The following is a 15,391-nucleotide window of genomic DNA, read 5'->3' as shown; positions in this document are numbered from 1 at the left end:
TTCACTGAGGTGAGACATGACAGACGCCCAAGCCATTCTAGCGATTGACCTTTCCAGCGCGCCCAAGCTGTTTCCGGGGGACAGGAAGGCCGTCAACGCCAAGTTCCGGACCTTGGTCTCGGACTGGCATCCTGATCACAACAACGCGCCAAATGCCCGTTCTGTGTACGAGCACGTCGTGAAATTGCGAAAGATCGCACTCGATCTATTGAGCGGCAACGCGGCCCCCAAGCCGTCGTCTGTCTTGGCCAGCCGGGAGTACGTGACCGAAGAGGGGGCGAAATCGCGTTTCAGCTATCTACGCCAGCATTCGGGTGATCTAGGGGACATTCTCATCGGAAGTCGAACCGTCGCCTATGAGATCGGCGTCGATTACCGGGATGTTGCCGAGGCCGAAATTCTACGGGCTGGCAGTCTTCCCTATGCAGACGACAAGATGCGCAACGAGATGAAGCGTTATCATCCAGCGCTCAAGCGAAGCCTCGTTCTCGGGGACAAGACCGTGCTCTTCTATGATCGGCCTGCTGACTGCGTTCTCCTGGAAGACTTGAAGGGTTTTCTAGGCGGTAAGATTGCTCCGGTTCATGTTGCATGGATCGTGTCGTCGCTGATGAACATGGTTTGTTATCTCGATTGGGCAAAGCTCGTCCACGGTGCGATCAGTCTGGACACGGTTCTCGTCTGCCCGGCCAAGCATTCGATCATTCTGGTTGGCGGCTGGGGTTATGCGACCTCAAGCGGACAGCGCCCGGTATTGCTGCCACGTCGGACAACGTCGCTCGTTCCGCGACTGATGGTAAAGGGCGAGACCGTCAGCACCAAGGTGGACATCGACCTGGTCAAGGATATCGCCCAGGACCTGCTTGGCGCTCCAGGCGGCACCGGTCTCCATTTCGACAAAACCATTCCGCGTCCGCTGATCGACTGGACCTTATCGCCTTCAAGCGATGATGCGCCCGACGAATACGGCGTCTGGACCAACACCCTCAATGCCGCTTTCGGCAAACGTCAATTCGTCGAGCTGAGTGTCTCGCCGAACAGTGTCTACAACACCTGAACAAAGGAGTTCTATCATGGGTAATTCGCGTTTCAGCTCTACTGACTGGAGCAACTACAGCACTCAGAATTTCAGTGGCAAGACCCGCCAGCAGATTTTCACGGCAACTTCGATGGCGGCCGACGTCAATCCTGTCAACATCCAGGTCCGGGAAAGCCGTGACTCGGTTGCCAATCCTCGCTCGACCCCGATCATTCTATCCTCGGACGTCACCGGGTCGATGGGTGAGACGGCGCATATCCTGATCAAGGATGGAATTGCGAAGGTTGCCAAGGAAATCTACGACCGCAAGCCCGTCAGTGACCCTCATATCCTGGTGGCTGCCGTCGGTGATGCAAGGTCTGACCGTTCGCCGCTGCAGGTAACTCAGTTCGAGGCGGATATTTGTCTAGCCGATCAGGTTCGCAAGCTCCATGTCGAAGGCAACGGCGGCGCTAACGACGGTGAATCCTACAGTCTCGTGCACCTTTTCGCCGGTCAGAAGACGGTCCACGACAATTGGATCAAGCGCCGCAAGAAGGGATATCTTTTCACCATTGGCGACGAGCCTTGCCACAAAATGGTAACGCCTGAAGACATGAAGAAGGTCTTTGGTGCAGCCTCTTTGCCGGGTGACGCTGCGTCGCGTAAGGCCTGGAAGGGCTACACGGCCGCAGAATGCATCGCGCTCGCTTCGAAAACCTATGAAGTGTTCCACATCGTCCTGGTCAATGAGGGCTACTGCTACGGTGGGCGTCACCGCGATGTAGTCAAGGGCTGGAACGATATTCTGCCACAGCGGGTCATTCCGCTTGAAGACATGTCTTTGCTCGCTGAGACAGTCGTTTCGACCATCCAGGTCGTCGAAGGCGCAAGCAAGTCGGCGGTGGCGAATTCCTGGGGAACCGGCACCGATCTCGTCATCCAGAATGCAATCAAAAACATCGCGGCCCGCACCCAACTGGGCGGCGCGGTTCGTCTTTAACTGAAGAAAGGAGTTCTGACATGGGTAGTGGTAGATGGGACGCAGGAGCCTGGGCAGCATATTCGTCTGCAAGCGTCGCAGGCAAATCGACAGCAACATTGTTCAAGTCCACCGATATGCAGCCGGACTACGATCCGGCTCAGATCGCGGTGCGTGAAAGCCGGGATTCGGTCGACAATCCTTTGTCCACGCCGATCATTCTAGCTGCAGACGTGACTGCTTCGATGGGGATGATCGCGGATTTTCTAATGCGTGAAGGTCTGAATACGCTTGCCACGGAAATTTATGATCGCAAGCCTGTCAACGATCCGCACATCATGGTCGCGGCGGTGGGTGACGCCGAGGTTGACCGGTCACCGCTGCAGGTGACGCAATTCGAAGCCGACATCAGGATTGCCAAGCAGGTAACCGACCTGTTCCTGGAGCGCGGCGGCGGGCCGAACCGAGGTGAAAGTTATCTTCTTCCTCACCTTTTCGCCGCTCGCAAGGTGAAAACGGACGCGTTCGAGAAGCGTCGAAAGAAAGGATATCTATTCTCCATCGGAGATGAGCCTTTCCTTGACGGCGTCACGAAGGCCCAGGCAGCGAAATTCCTTGGCCTGCAAGAAAAGAAGGATTTGTCTGCGAAGGAAATCGTTGCACTTCTTGATCCGATGTTCGAGATTTATCACGTCATTATCGGCGAAAAAGCTTCGTTCCGCTCGGACTACAGAATGCAACTCGCCGAGTGGAACGATCTCCTGCCGCAGAAAGTAATCGTCCTCGACGACTACAAGATGTTGGCGGAAACGGTTGTTTCGGCCATCCAGATCAACGAAGGCGTCTCAAAAGATGTCGTTGCCGGAAGTTGGGATGGTTCGACTGCTGTGGTGGTGGCCAATGCAGTGAAATCGCTCGCACAGAAAGCGGCGGGCAGGGGCGTTCAGCGCCTGTAAATGAAAGGTGAAAGACATGTCGAATAGAATTGCAAAAGCAGTGATCGGAGCCGGTTATGGTGATGAGGGGAAAGGTCTGATGACCGATTACCACGCTGCTGCAGGTGCTAGTGTGGTTGTGCGTAGCAATGGCGGGGCCCAGGCGGGTCACACGGTTACCACGCCCTCCGGAATTCGGCATGTCTTCCATCATATCGGCTCCGGTGCCCTGGCCGATGTTCCAACCCATCTCAGCCGGTTCTTCGTGGTAAATCCTGTCGTTTTCAATGAGGAGCTATTTGCCCTGAAACCGGTCGGAACGACCAGGAGTACGACTTCGCCGCAGGCCCTGGTTACGACGCCGTTCGACATGATGATCAATCAAATCATCGAACTCCAGCGCGGTCATGGCCGTCATGGCAGCTGTGGTCTCGGCATTGGCGAGACGGAAGAAAGGAGCTTGCGCCCTGAATTCCGTCTGCAGGTCTCTGATTTGTTATCTCCGACGCCGAAGAGAAGAGCGCTTTTGCGGTCCATTCGTGACGAATGGGTCCCGCGCCGTCTTGAAATGCTTGGGGTCACGGACATCCCTGATGGATTCAAGGATGTGCTGAGAAGTGACGATGTGATCGAGCGCTTCTTCGTCGATTGCGCATTCTTCATGGGATATACGACGCTTCTTGAAGATCGTGAGCTTGCCGGGGACGTACTCTTTGAAGGCGCGCAAGGATTGCTCCTTGACCAGGATTATGGCGCGTTCCCGCATGTGACCCGCAGCAATACGGGCTTGAAAAACATGGTCACCATCGCTCGCGAGGCTGGGATCGACGAGATCGAGGTAACATACGCCACGCGCGCCTACGTCACCCGTCATGGAGCCGGTCCACTTGCGCACGAAGGTGTCGACATGTCCTGGCTTGATATGGTCGATCTGACGAACCAGCCAAACGAGTGGCAGGGAACGATCCGGAAGGCTCCATTGGACATCGACGTTCTCGTTGCGGCGATCAGACACGATATTTCCCTGGCTCAAGGCGTAAAGATAGCGCCCGTCATTTCGATGAGCTGTCTTGACCAGATAAAGGGCAGGGCGGCGGTCGTGTTATCGGGCAATATTTTAGACGTCGAGCGGGATCACATTCCAGCTCTTGTTGAAAAGCATTCCGGTTTGAAAGTCGCCTATAGGTCCTACGGACCGACCCGTGAAGACGTCGAGAAAGGAAATCTGAGTGCTGAAAAAAGCTTTGCGTCCTCGTCAACGCGCGGTACCATTCCATCAGTGATTTCGCTGGCGGAGCGAAACTGGAATGCACTTGCAAATTGATGGTCTTACCACGGAAACCATTTCCGGCCCGAACGGTGACGAAATCCTTCGTCTTTATCCTGAGGGCCGGAATAAAAACCGGTTCATCCAGATAAAGTTTGGAATTGGCGGTTCGGCCGACATTGCTCTTATCGAGGGCAAAACGTCTCCTGGTCTCGATGACGGTGAAAGGCAATTGATATCCCGGGACGCTGACAAGTACGCAGACCGTATCGTTCGAGCCATGGCAGCCCTTTATCTTGGGGTGGATGAAGCTCGTGACGGATACGCCACCATTGACGTTGAGATGGTGAAGCGCGGTTTTCACATCACTTTTGCTCCAGATGGGCAAGTTGCCTGGCTGCGACAGGACGGTTCGACCGTCATCGTTATTAGCCAGACGAACGAGGGCGGTCTGCCCTTTCCCGGCGACTTCATCGCCCAGGCTATTATCAGAGGCGCTATCGGCGGTGTCGTGACCGCATATGCACCATCCATTTTCCAGCTTTTGAGCTATGTTGACGATGGAATTTATGCTCGTCATCTGATCCCAGGACAGGAATACGAATTCTGGATTTCTCCCGATGTTGACAGAATGAAGCTGAACTGAAAGTCAACAATTTTAATTAGCGAAATCCTATTGCCGGTAAAAAAAAGCAGGGCTAGCCTTTTTTAGAAGAATTCCTTCTGTGAGAATGCGCGTGCCCCAGCAAAAATCTTTTCTATCCGATGTCGTAGTGGCCATTCTCGGCCTACTGACGGTTGCCACCTTCTTTTCGTTTGTGCTTGGCCTTCCCTGGCAGAGTCTAGGCATGTGGCGTCAGACTGAAGTGGCAAGCGCAACATTTTATGGCGTCTCAGGATTGATGATTGCCTGCTTGGTAACGCTTTTCATAGCCAAGGACGAAACCGCAATCGGTATTGTCCGCGACAAGGTCTCGCTTGCTTTTGGTGCCTTCTGCTTGCTCGGGTTTATTCTAGCCTTCTTTTCAGATGCGCCGCAGCGCTCAATTCACGGCACGATGAAGCATGGCGCAGGAGTTATCTGGTATCTGGAACTATTTCTTCTGTCTGTGTCGCTGAGGATACTTTTTGAAAAGGGCTGGGCGAAAACCATCCTCCTTGCGAGCACGTTCGCGGCTGTCGGCATCGCGCTCACCTATGGACCGTTGGAAAAGGTCACAGGCGTCCCGCTTGGTTTTGAAGAATGGGCTGGCATGGCGACAGGTTTGGCTGGCCTTGTCCTCGTCCTTGAACGGGATCGATTTTCGGCCAGGTGGGCTCAATTTCTGTGCGTTGCGGTTGCCGCTGCCGTGATCTTTTACGGCTACTGGGTATCCGACAACCGTACCGTAGTGCTGTGCGTTGCCGCAGGCGCGCTCGTCTATGCTGCCTGGTGCATCAAGTTCATCGCTCGCCTGCTCGATAAAGCAAGTGCCCGAGCGGCGATTGTAACCGCGATAACTCTGGTCGGCATGTTTGCCGTTTACCAGTCTGGCCCTGTGATTGAACGACTGTCGCTTGCTGCCGACACACTCAATAGCAATGTCGATACCAGTCAGGTGCTCTCTGACAACCCGCTTGACCGCCTCGCGCTTGAGAAAGGCGGCTTGGGAACGATCTGGTCCCGTTCCTATCTGGTGCGCGTCCTCGTTGATGACCTGATTCAGCACCCGGTGAAGCTTCTCACCGGCAATGGCTGGGGTGGGTTCGAAGATGCCTATGAGCGGAACGCCCGGAACCTGCCTGGCCGCGCATTTCTCGACAACTTTCCTTCGGCTTCCCAGGCCTACTGGGACGGACACCACAAAGCGAACTTCCATTCCCATAACATGGGTGTCGAGGTGCTCTTCAGCGTTGGCCTGCTCGGTCTAGTTCTGTGGCTTTCGATCTTTGCCTACGCCGCTGCCGCCTCCAAGAAAGGCTTCTATGTCGCGCTTGCCATTTCTGTTTATGGTACATTCTGGTTCCCGGTAAATCACGCGACGGCATTCATCGCTCTGGCGATTGCGTTGTCTGTCGCCGTCACGCCGGTTAGTTCGAAAACACGGACGATAGTCTCCGGGCTTGCGCCTCTTGGATATGTCGCTGCCATCGCGCTTATCAGTCTTTCTGTTCTCTTTGGTAAGGTCATCCGGTTCGAGACTTTCGAGCGTGGTTTCACGCCGAGCATGCCGGATGCGAATGTCCAGACGTGCGGCCTCTATAGGACGTCGGTTTTCCCGGAGAACGAGATCACCTGGGCGCTGTACACGCTGCTCAATCGCCGTGTCCTGGCTGCTGAAGACCCTGCGCAGTCCGTCTATGATCACACGACCAGCTTCGTGAACGTCACGTGCATGTTGCGCCGCTATAGCCTCGAAAAACCCGATGCTGTGACGCTTGCTCTTTCCCTGAAAACCCGTGGGCAGTTGGTGGCGCTGGGGAATAAGACATACGGTGCCCTCACGCAGGATATCGTTAACTGGGGTCAGGACATCGACAAGTTCCTGGCGGTTGCTCCCAAGCGCACGGAATTCCTCGCTCCATACCTCAATCTTCTGGGGCAACGGTCGCCTACGAACGCTGCTGCTGAAATCGAGCGTTATCTGCCTCGGTTGAACGAAGCCGATCCGGTGCGTGAATATCTTCTCTATCTCAAGGCCTCCATCGGCAACGATCAGGCTGGCATGAAAACCCATATGCAAAAGGCAGTTGATCTAGGATTTGCAAACCTCTGGAAGGTCACACCCGCCATAATCAAGGAGTTCGACCTGAAATGAGTGATGCTATCCAAAATTCCGAGTTAATTTCGGTCATTATTCCGACCTTGAATGAAGAGGATTATATTGCAAAGGCAATTGACGAATTGTCTTTGTCAGATGACGATTACGAAATCCTTGTTGTGGACGGTCTAAGCACCGACCGAACGAAGGAAATCGTTCTCGAAATTGCTTTGGCGAATCCAAAAGTGCGTTACATCGAAAATCCACGCCGTATTCAGGCCGCCGCAATTAATATCGGCGCTCGCGAGGCTCATCCACTGGCGAAGGCTTTCGTGCAAGCGGATGCCCATTGCGGTTACCCAAAGGATTTCTCGCGTAAAATCGTCTTGGCGATGCGAGAAAATAATGCGACGAGCGCTGTTGTTCCCATGTTGACCGTAGGAGAGGAAACTCCTTTCCAAGCGGCTGTTGCATTGGCTCAGAACTCGAAACTCGGTAACGGAGGCTCTGCTCACCGCGCATCCGGGACGCAGTCAGGATGCGTGGATCACGGGCATCATGCCGCGTTCGACAAGGCATTTTTCCTAGAGCACGGTGGCTATGACGAGAATTTTCCCATCAACCATGATGGCGAATATGACGTCAGGACCGCCAAGGCAGGTGCTAAGGTTTGGATGGCCGCTGACTGTTCCATTCGCTATTTTCCGCGCAAGACCCTGAAAGCGTTGGCCAAGCAATACTTCCGGTATGGCTTGGGTCGCGCAAATACGATTTTCAAGCACAAAGCGCGGCCGAAACTTCGTCAGCTTGCTCCAGTCGTAATCACAACGGGTGTGGTTGGCGGCGCTGTTCTTGGTCACTGGGACGGCCGCTTCAATCTTCTGCCCTTGGGATATGGCGTATTGATCGCCGCCTATTCGTGGAAACTGGTTCGCGCATCCGATCCGCCTTCGGATACTGCTACGACAACGCTCAAGGTCTCGCGGGTAACCCTGGCTTTTGCAACGATGCACTTGGCTTGGGGAGCCGGTTTTCTGACCAAGGCCACCTCAGTCTTTGCTCAATGGGTGAAAGCTCAAATCAACGCCTCACGGAAATCTTAAAATGCCAGCACTTGCCAGTTTCGATATTTTTGACACGCTTATTTGCAGAGGGGTTGAGCACCCTGTCGACATTTTCCGTATCATGGAAATTTCGCACCCAGACAAGGTGCCAACCGGCTTTGCTGACCTGCGGGAGCGAAGCGAGCGTAAGTCTCGCCGCCTGACCTCTCGTGAAGACGTCACGTTGGATCAGATTTACGAAGTCCTATCAATGGAGCTGACTGGAGAATTCAAAGCTTCAGTGATCAAGGAGATCGAAGTCGAGACGGAATTGCTGTTCTCGCTGCCTCGCAAGGATGGAATTGCTCGCCTTGAAAGGCTGAGAAACGATGGCTACCGGGTCATCGGCATCTCCGACATGTATCTTCCAAAGGCGGTTATTGCAGCGATGCTGGCGAAGAACGGCATTGTTCTCGATGAACTGTATGTGTCCTCCGAACTGGGGGTAACCAAGGCAACTGGCAACATGTATCGCCAGGTGGCAGTCCTTGAGGATCAGCCTTTGTCGTGGACACATCATGGCGATAATTACAGGTCTGATGTGGCAAACGCGATAGCCTTGGGATTGCGTGCTATCCATACGCCCATCACAGACTTTCCTCTGTACCATAAGGGAAATAAGCCCGTCGGTATGACTGAGGGTGTGGTGACGGCGCTTGTGCGCCACCTGATGTATGATCGCGGCAGAGATGTCTCCGAGCGGACGTGGTTCCAGATAGGCGCGCAACATACAGGCCCACTGTCGATCCTTCTTTGCCATCTTGTTCGGCAGACCGCTGATCGCACGGGTGCTCGGAACATTTTCTTCTTGGCGCGCGATGGCTACGTTTTAAAGCGCGTCTATGAGATTCTATTCCCGAATGATGCCCGAAAATTGAGCTACCTGGCTGCTTCTCGTCGAATGATCAATTTTCCACTCACGACAGATGAGGCTGGTATTCTCAAGTTCGTCGGTTCGGATGCTGTCGGCATGACTGGCCGCCAACTCTTGGCACGTGTACAGGTTTCTGTTCGGGCAGATGATGCGGAAGCGGATGTGGTCTTGAAGACCGACAGTCAAATTGCGAGGTATGCTCAGACCTATATGACGGCGATCCTGGAGCAAGCTCAATTGGAGCGCGGATATGTTGAGCGCTACCTTCGTGATGAAGGTCTTCTATCCAATGATGAGTCCGTTATCGTTGATGTGGGTTGGCTTTGCTCGATGCAGAAAAATCTCACAAGGCTCCTTTCCGAGCGAGGACTCAAAGGTGTGCTTCACGGTGTCTACTTTGGAACGAATGTTCACCCAGGCCCCGGTCTCAATATCGAGGGTCTATTCTATACAGGTCTCAGCGCGACCTCAGCAGTGAAGGCGGTCGCTTCCCAGGTTGAAGTCATGGAGCTTCTATTCGCTTCAGCTGAGCAAAGCATTGTCACCGTTTTGCCTGACGACGAAGGGGCGTTCGAGTTCGTCCGTCTTGGAAATGACAGCGAACTAACCCGAATGCAAGCGGCGTCTAAGATCATCGAAGGTGCTGTGGCATTCGCGGAACTTACTAAGGCTCTCGGTTTGGAAAATTATCTGTCGAGCCCAGATGCAAAGCAGGCAGCATTGGTTGCTTTCAAGAAATTGTGCCGTCAACCAAGCATGGATGTGGCGGTGTGTGCTTCCTCCATCAACCACGCTGTCGGCTTCGGCGGTTCGCGCCACACGGCACTCGCCCCGGCGGCCTTTGGAGGTAGAAGTCTTTATAAGCTTCTCTTGGACTACAGCGAGTCGTATTGGAGAGGCGCAATGCGACGCATGGTTTCACCGCAGGAGCGACTTATTCTCCTTCCGTTAAATGAAACTACGCTTCGGTGGATGTGGTATCTTCTTTGGCGATTGCCAAAACCTGTCAAATCGCTCATGAAAAATAGTGTGCGCCGCGTTCTAAACCGGTTGAGAGCCGCATAAATCCTTAGGCGAATGGAATTTCCGGAAAATGTTGAACTACTGGCAATCTTTTTTTACGCGTCGTTATCTCCTGCTGACACTCATCAAGCGCGAATTCAGAATTCGTTACAAGGGCTCTTTTCTCGGTTGGTTATGGGTGTTCGGAGCGCCTCTTTTAATGTTGGCAACCTACACGGTTTTTGTTGTAGGTGTTGTCCATTCGGCCGTTTCTGGGCGTTCTCACATTGGCCAGCTCCCCGCTCTCTGGCTGTGCATTGGAATGTGGCAATGGCTCACAGAGAGTGCTAATCGCTCCTTGTCTGCATTTCATGATAACGCGCAACTTGTGAAGCGAACGCCAGTTCCGTTGTTCCTGCTCCCACTGACAAACATCATTGTTTCGGCAGTCAGTTTCTCGATCCCGGTTTTGATTTCCTGCGTGACGATGCTGTTGCTCGGGAAGGGTTATACGGCCATTATGGGAGCGTTCGTTGGAGTGGTGGCATTCGTTCCCTGGCTGATTGCAATCACATTCGTGATGGCGGTGACAGGGACCTATATGAAAGACGCACGTCACGCACTTCCTCTAATCCTGAGTGTAGGTATGTTCCTGTCGCCAGTGCTGTATGATGCCAATTCGACGCCATCGCTTCTAAAGAAGTTCATTATGGCTAATCCACTGTCACAGAGCCTCTCCGGCGTTCGGGCAGCAATGGGTGGGAATGCCCATCTTTGGCAGACGTCGTTCTGGCTGGTCGCCGCGCTCGGTGTCGTTGCCATGTTCGCCTCGTTTAAGTTCTTTACCGCAAGAAAGTCGGATTTTTATGATGCTGTCTGACACCGCTGTTTCTGTTCGGAGCCTGTTCAAAACGTACAAGCTCCTTAACAACCCCACTGCGCAATTGTGCAACCTGGTGGGTCTGAACAACCCCCGTTTTGTCCCTCGAAAGGAGGTCCTTAAGGGTATTTCTTTTGACGTTCGGCAAGGTGAGAACGTCGGCATTCTTGGGATAAATGGTGCGGGAAAATCGACCCTTCTCAACATGATTGCAGGTATGTCCAAGCCGACAGCTGGTGAAATCGTCACGAATGGCACAATCGGGGCAATTCTTGAGCTTGGTGCCGGATTTCACCACGAATTGTCAGGTCGGCAAAATGCCGAGACTGCACTGATGCTCCAGGGCATTGATCGTGGCAAAATTCCCGAACTTGTTGAGAGGATCGTCGAGTTCTCGGAGTTGGGCGCTGACCTGGATTCTAAGACGCGCACCTACTCCAGCGGCATGCTTGTCCGCCTCGCCTTTGCGACTGCATGCGTGGTTAATCCCGACATTTTTATCGTCGATGAAGCGCTTGCGGTCGGCGATGCTCGTTTTCAGCAGAAGTGTTATGATTTCCTGCTCAATGACATGTCAGAATCCACGCTGATCTTGATCAGCCACGATATGGCGGCGATAACTGCTATCTGTGATCGCGTCATAATTTTGAATGGCGGCCATGTTGTATTTGATGGTCACCCCGCCCAAGGTGTTTTGGTCTACAACAAGATCATTCAGTCCTCTTCCTCCATGAGTGCACATGGTGATATCGATCTTCGAAAGACTGGCCCGCGCGATATCGACATTGCATCCGTTTCAATGCTGGTTGCAGGTGCCGAGGGGAATATGCTGCGTGATGGTGATAAGATTGAGATCACGTGTAATCTGGATAACAAATTGGATGCGACCAATCTGATTGCCGCCTTCAAGGTAACGGATGTGCGCGGCCAGGCAGTCTTCGGACAATCCGCTCTCGTGGGGGGCGGGAGAATTGTACCATCAGGGAAATCGACTTTTGCGCTTTCATTTGATTGGCCAATGCTGGCACCTGGCCAATATTGCATCAGTCTCGGCATCGGTAAAGGTAGGCACACCAGCATAAGCAAAAACCAGTGCTGGATTCAGAATGCTTTTGAAGTTACGGCCGTCATGAACCAGCCTGCACATGGCTTCTTCAACGTACCAATGGTTGTTGCGTAGACCCAACCTCTTCGCAATTTGTCGAATTCACTCCCTCGTTGAGCGATTACTCGGCGAAGGAATTCTTGTTTTACAAAGATATCATCACTGCTGCCTGGCCATAGTGATCGTCCTTGGCGTTGGGGACTTGACCAATGATCCAACTCAGACGGGATCAGGCAGTCGTAAGGTTTTCCATGCTTTGGTGCCCGCCGCCGCGATTGCTTTCCCAATTTTTTTGGAGAGTGAAACCACAAGTGTTTCCATGGGAACTAAAGCAGCCGCTAAAGCGAATGCGCAAATGGATGACAGTGTAAGGTTCACCAGAAAAGCGGCTTTCGTCCCGAATCCCATTTTTTGCAGTTCAAGGTACAAGAAGGACGTGAGGGAGCATATGACAAAGATATGGCTGAGGTATAGCGGGAATGAAAGCTTCCCGAGAACTTTGCCTATTTTGCTTGAAAGTAAGGCTTTGGCGGTCACAGACAAGGTACATCCAAGCACAAGGAGTATGGCAATCGCAGCCCAGTAGAGTTCCGTTTTTGGCCTGAAAATACTGACCAGGACGCTTGCACCTACGATGAGGACGATCCCCGCGAAATTTACTCCCTTCCACTTTCTACCGGCCAGGTAGATGTTGAGATCGGCAATAAGGTATCCCGCGAAAAAACAGGCTATGAACGTGTTGTTCTTATAAAGAGCGACAAAAAGCACGATTGCAGCAAGGCGTCTTCTCTTTGGATCGTTGATCACGAGTAGCATCAGATAGATGGCAAGTGAACCAGCGAATTCGAATGGGATCGTCCATAGTGACGAGTTGTAAGAGGTCTTTAAATTGTAATCCATTAGGGCTTCATAGAAGGAAAAACGAAGCACTCCTTCAATTGAAGGGAACATTGGGTAAAATGAACCCAGCCAATCCACTGATATCCCTGTTCTCGCGGCTTCTTCATTGTACATGAGCCCGAAGCCCATTAACGCGAAAGCGATCAACGATGTGAAGAAGATTGGGAGCGCCAAGCGAAAATACCGCGCTGCCAGGGATGGCAGGATAGGTGCATCTGGATTTTTCAACGATGCGGCGCTCAATGCCATCCCTGAAATTACGAAGAACACCTTTACCGCTAGTGGGCCATCCAGCAATACCGAATGGTACAGTGCCGTGTATTGCGGAAACGGGATTCCTATAAACATTACTAACAGGTGATAATAAAAGACGACAAGCGCACCAACGCCACGTATTCCGTCCAGATAGTCCAGGCGTCCCTGGTTGTTATTGGTAGATATTGACGCTGGCATATTATTTCCCAACCAAATTTCTCAGTTTGATTTTCAAAAATTCGGGATACGGATGCTTGTGGATGGTTCTTATCATCGCGCTTTTTGCTGATCTTCCGGACGGCTCAAGGCCTGCACTTTCAAGTGGCCACCAAATCTTGTCGATACCGCTTTTGTGTCTGGAATATTGTGATTTCCAGTCGTAGACGACCCACGGTTCGATTTTGAATTCTGCTGCTCTCACTCCATCGGAAACCGGGTCTGTTCCGACATGTAGGTCCGGCTTCCGTTCCAAGGTCTTGAATAGTCTCCCGGTATGTTTCCGAAGTCCTTTGTCCGCGCTTGTCACCCATGTGTCGATGAAGTCGGTGACACCGGCCTTTTGCGACAACTTGCGCAGATCATGTGCCGAGAATGAGGTGTCCTCAACGATCATGGTGTGCGTGAAGTCTCGGTTCACATTCGCGATGACTTGAATGAGAGCTGCATTCGCAGTTGCATGATCTGCAAGGAATTCGATCTCGTTTTCAACGAGAGCCTCTGCAAGATCGGCGATCTCCTGGTCCGTTTGCGCGTGCCCGTTCAGAAGTCTGATCCAGCGATCAAAGACAACGCGCACCGGCGGCTCCCAATCAAGACCTTTGGAAACATGGACCGCATTGGCGAGGTTCCAAGCGCTTTCCAGTGCCGCGCTGACGAGGGTTTCATCCTGACCCAGGCGCTGGGCCAAATTTATCATAGTTTGTCGCCTGGCGGCCTGACGGTGAACATCTAGGTCAATCAGGCCACCGAAGAAGGAGAACGACGCCGTTTCAACGTCCTTCCTGCTGAGCCACATTTCGAGTTGCGGTCCGGCGCTTTTCCAAGAAAGGAACGTCCTCATGCCTTATTCCAATTTTTGATTGTGGCCTGGTACAAGTTGACATGCTCCATGACGAAAGTTTCTTCGCCGAAATTGCTCTCGGCATGACGTCTCGCAGCGTGTCTCATTTCAAACAGCTGACCGCTGCCGACATCATTGCCTATGATCTCCGCCAGCTCTTCTGGAGCGCGCGCCTGGGCAAAGCGGCCAGTCTGCCCATCCACGATCATCTCCGCTGCACCGCCTGTAGGGTAGCCATATACAGGGGTTCCACAGGCTAGAGCCTCGGCGATTGAAAGAGGTTGATTGTCGGCCTTCGATGTGAAAAGGAAAAGGTCAGACGCGGCAAGCCAGCATCGAAGCATCTCCCGGTCTCTGAGGTATCCGGTCGGCATGTAATCGACACCCTCCAGTCTTGAGTGGAGAGTGGGATCAGGGTTGCCGATCATTACGAGCGTCGGGTTCAGGTGCTTAAGTTGCTTGATACAGGCTATGCCGTCGTCCACGCCTTTGCGAACATCTGATAGAAGGCCGGATGACAATGCGATCACCAATCCTTCGGGGTTAAGCCCAAGCCGTCTCCGCAAGCCCGTTCTGTCGTCCGTATCGAAGAACTGCGTGGTGTTCACCATATTGCTGATGACGGTTGGCTCAACAGACACATTTCCTGATTGGATTGCTTCAAGCTGCATCCATTTCGAAGGAGCAACGGTGACGACATGTCCCTGCTTGTGCAAAAGGCGGCGCAGCTTCAGAGCTACGCCTGTTGTATCCAATCTACTGGCCAGGGGCCATTCGTGAAGTTGAGGACATTTTCCACACGTGGTTTTGTATCGTTCGCAACTGACCACTTGCGGATAAAGGCAACCACCTGTGAAAGGTGAACAGTCATGGAAGGTCCAAACGACCGGCTTCAGTTTTGAAACGAGAAACAGGGTCAATGGAGAGAAGGCGGATGATGTGTCATGAAAATGAACGAGGTCGTAATTTCTGACCGCGTATAAGACGGACAAGACCTCGAAAGGGATAATCTCTCCCAATCCGAATTCACGCGCCGTGCTCTGGAGTTTGGAAAGCAATATTCGTGGCAATTTGGGTCCCAGAATAGGCTTTCTTAGGTCGGTCCATCCTTGAGAACTTCTAGCCGCAAGGTGTTTAACTGCGATCCCTCTGGAAGCCAGGCTTTCGACGATGTCGTTGGCGACGCGACTGGCACCGCCCCCTGTCGCATCTGCTTTGCTAACGACAGCAATTCTCATGATTGGATTCCGGGTTGAAGTAAGAAAATGC

At 52.9% G+C, this 15,391-nt stretch carries 13 protein-coding genes; 10 read left to right on the top strand and 3 right to left on the bottom strand.

Going from position 1 to position 15,391, the window contains the following annotated elements; translation table 11 throughout:
• Nucleotides 1-16: 16 nt before the first annotated feature.
• From FFR93_RS05560 to FFR93_RS05515, 10 genes are all read left to right on the top strand, one after another.
• The gene (locus FFR93_RS05560; protein WP_138392383.1) at nucleotides 17-1,057 is read left to right on the top strand and encodes a hypothetical protein; all 1,041 of its coding nucleotides are present in this window, start codon (nucleotides 17-19) and stop codon (nucleotides 1,055-1,057) included.
• A 16-nt stretch (nucleotides 1,058-1,073) separates the two neighbouring features.
• Entirely contained in the window at nucleotides 1,074-2,021 is a 948-nt protein-coding gene (locus tag FFR93_RS05555; protein WP_138392382.1) for a hypothetical protein, read from the top strand.
• A gap of 20 nt (nucleotides 2,022-2,041) precedes the next feature.
• Nucleotides 2,042-2,956: a hypothetical protein gene (locus FFR93_RS05550; protein WP_138392381.1), complete on the top strand. Its 915-nt coding sequence runs from the start codon at nucleotides 2,042-2,044 to the stop codon at nucleotides 2,954-2,956.
• A 16-nt stretch (nucleotides 2,957-2,972) separates the two neighbouring features.
• Complete coding sequence (locus FFR93_RS05545; protein WP_138392380.1) at nucleotides 2,973-4,259, top strand: adenylosuccinate synthetase; 1,287 nt, start codon at nucleotides 2,973-2,975, stop codon at nucleotides 4,257-4,259.
• A complete protein-coding gene (locus FFR93_RS05540; RefSeq protein WP_138392379.1) occupies nucleotides 4,243-4,848 on the top strand; it encodes a hypothetical protein in 606 nt (201 codons plus the stop codon). The genes FFR93_RS05545 and FFR93_RS05540 overlap by 17 nt, the downstream gene beginning before the upstream one ends.
• A 91-nt stretch (nucleotides 4,849-4,939) precedes the next feature.
• Nucleotides 4,940-7,000: a hypothetical protein gene (locus FFR93_RS05535; protein WP_138392378.1), complete on the top strand. Its 2,061-nt coding sequence runs from the start codon at nucleotides 4,940-4,942 to the stop codon at nucleotides 6,998-7,000.
• Complete coding sequence (locus tag FFR93_RS05530) at nucleotides 6,997-8,046, top strand: glycosyltransferase family 2 protein (protein WP_138392377.1); 1,050 nt, start codon at nucleotides 6,997-6,999, stop codon at nucleotides 8,044-8,046. The genes FFR93_RS05535 and FFR93_RS05530 overlap by 4 nt, the downstream gene beginning before the upstream one ends.
• Before the next feature lies 1 nt (nucleotide 8,047).
• The gene (locus FFR93_RS05525) at nucleotides 8,048-9,985 is read left to right on the top strand and encodes a hypothetical protein (RefSeq protein WP_138392376.1); all 1,938 of its coding nucleotides are present in this window, start codon (nucleotides 8,048-8,050) and stop codon (nucleotides 9,983-9,985) included.
• A gap of 28 nt (nucleotides 9,986-10,013) precedes the next feature.
• Nucleotides 10,014-10,802, top strand: coding sequence for an ABC transporter permease (locus FFR93_RS05520; protein WP_138392375.1), 789 nt, complete (start codon nucleotides 10,014-10,016; stop codon nucleotides 10,800-10,802).
• Nucleotides 10,792-11,982: an ABC transporter ATP-binding protein gene (locus tag FFR93_RS05515; RefSeq protein ID WP_171049101.1), complete on the top strand. Its 1,191-nt coding sequence runs from the start codon at nucleotides 10,792-10,794 to the stop codon at nucleotides 11,980-11,982. Before FFR93_RS05520 ends, FFR93_RS05515 begins: the two co-directional genes overlap by 11 nt.
• 144 nt (nucleotides 11,983-12,126) lie before the next feature.
• Here FFR93_RS05515 and FFR93_RS05510 read toward each other — a convergent pair whose 3' ends face one another.
• Genes FFR93_RS05510 through FFR93_RS05500 form a run of 3 tightly spaced genes read right to left on the bottom strand, consistent with a single transcriptional unit; the run spans nucleotide 12,127 to nucleotide 15,360 of the window.
• Nucleotides 12,127-13,260: an acyltransferase gene (locus FFR93_RS05510; RefSeq protein ID WP_138392373.1), complete on the bottom strand. Its 1,134-nt coding sequence runs from the start codon at nucleotides 13,258-13,260 to the stop codon at nucleotides 12,127-12,129.
• 1 nt (nucleotide 13,261) lies between these two features.
• Nucleotides 13,262-14,122: a hypothetical protein gene (locus tag FFR93_RS05505; protein ID WP_138392372.1), complete on the bottom strand. Its 861-nt coding sequence runs from the start codon at nucleotides 14,120-14,122 to the stop codon at nucleotides 13,262-13,264.
• Complete coding sequence (locus FFR93_RS05500) at nucleotides 14,119-15,360, bottom strand: glycosyltransferase (RefSeq protein WP_138392371.1); 1,242 nt, start codon at nucleotides 15,358-15,360, stop codon at nucleotides 14,119-14,121. Before FFR93_RS05500 ends, FFR93_RS05505 begins: the two co-directional genes overlap by 4 nt.
• Nucleotides 15,361-15,391 lie beyond the last annotated feature (31 nt).

Source organism: Rhizobium sp. MHM7A (assembly GCF_005862215.1).
GTDB lineage: Bacteria > Pseudomonadota > Alphaproteobacteria > Rhizobiales > Rhizobiaceae > Rhizobium > Rhizobium bangladeshense.
This window is presented reverse-complemented; position numbering and strand designations above follow the sequence as displayed.

Excerpts from the sequence above, each read along its gene's own strand:
- FFR93_RS05560 (WP_138392383.1), top strand. The coding sequence starts at position 17 with ATGACAGACGCCCAAGCCATTCTAGCGATTGACCTTTCCAGCGCGCCC.
- FFR93_RS05555 (WP_138392382.1), top strand. The coding sequence starts at position 1,074 with ATGGGTAATTCGCGTTTCAGCTCTACTGACTGGAGCAACTACAGCACT.
- FFR93_RS05550 (WP_138392381.1), top strand. The coding sequence starts at position 2,042 with ATGGGTAGTGGTAGATGGGACGCAGGAGCCTGGGCAGCATATTCGTCT.
- FFR93_RS05545 (WP_138392380.1), top strand. The coding sequence starts at position 2,973 with ATGTCGAATAGAATTGCAAAAGCAGTGATCGGAGCCGGTTATGGTGAT.
- FFR93_RS05540 (WP_138392379.1), top strand. The coding sequence starts at position 4,243 with ATGCACTTGCAAATTGATGGTCTTACCACGGAAACCATTTCCGGCCCG.
- FFR93_RS05530 (WP_138392377.1), top strand. The coding sequence starts at position 6,997 with ATGAGTGATGCTATCCAAAATTCCGAGTTAATTTCGGTCATTATTCCG.
- FFR93_RS05525 (WP_138392376.1), top strand. The coding sequence starts at position 8,048 with ATGCCAGCACTTGCCAGTTTCGATATTTTTGACACGCTTATTTGCAGA.
- FFR93_RS05520 (WP_138392375.1), top strand. The coding sequence starts at position 10,014 with ATGTTGAACTACTGGCAATCTTTTTTTACGCGTCGTTATCTCCTGCTG.
- FFR93_RS05515 (WP_171049101.1), top strand. The coding sequence starts at position 10,792 with ATGCTGTCTGACACCGCTGTTTCTGTTCGGAGCCTGTTCAAAACGTAC.
- FFR93_RS05510 (WP_138392373.1), bottom strand. The coding sequence starts at position 13,260 with ATGCCAGCGTCAATATCTACCAATAACAACCAGGGACGCCTGGACTAT.
- FFR93_RS05505 (WP_138392372.1), bottom strand. The coding sequence starts at position 14,122 with ATGAGGACGTTCCTTTCTTGGAAAAGCGCCGGACCGCAACTCGAAATG.
- FFR93_RS05500 (WP_138392371.1), bottom strand. The coding sequence starts at position 15,360 with ATGAGAATTGCTGTCGTTAGCAAAGCAGATGCGACAGGGGGCGGTGCC.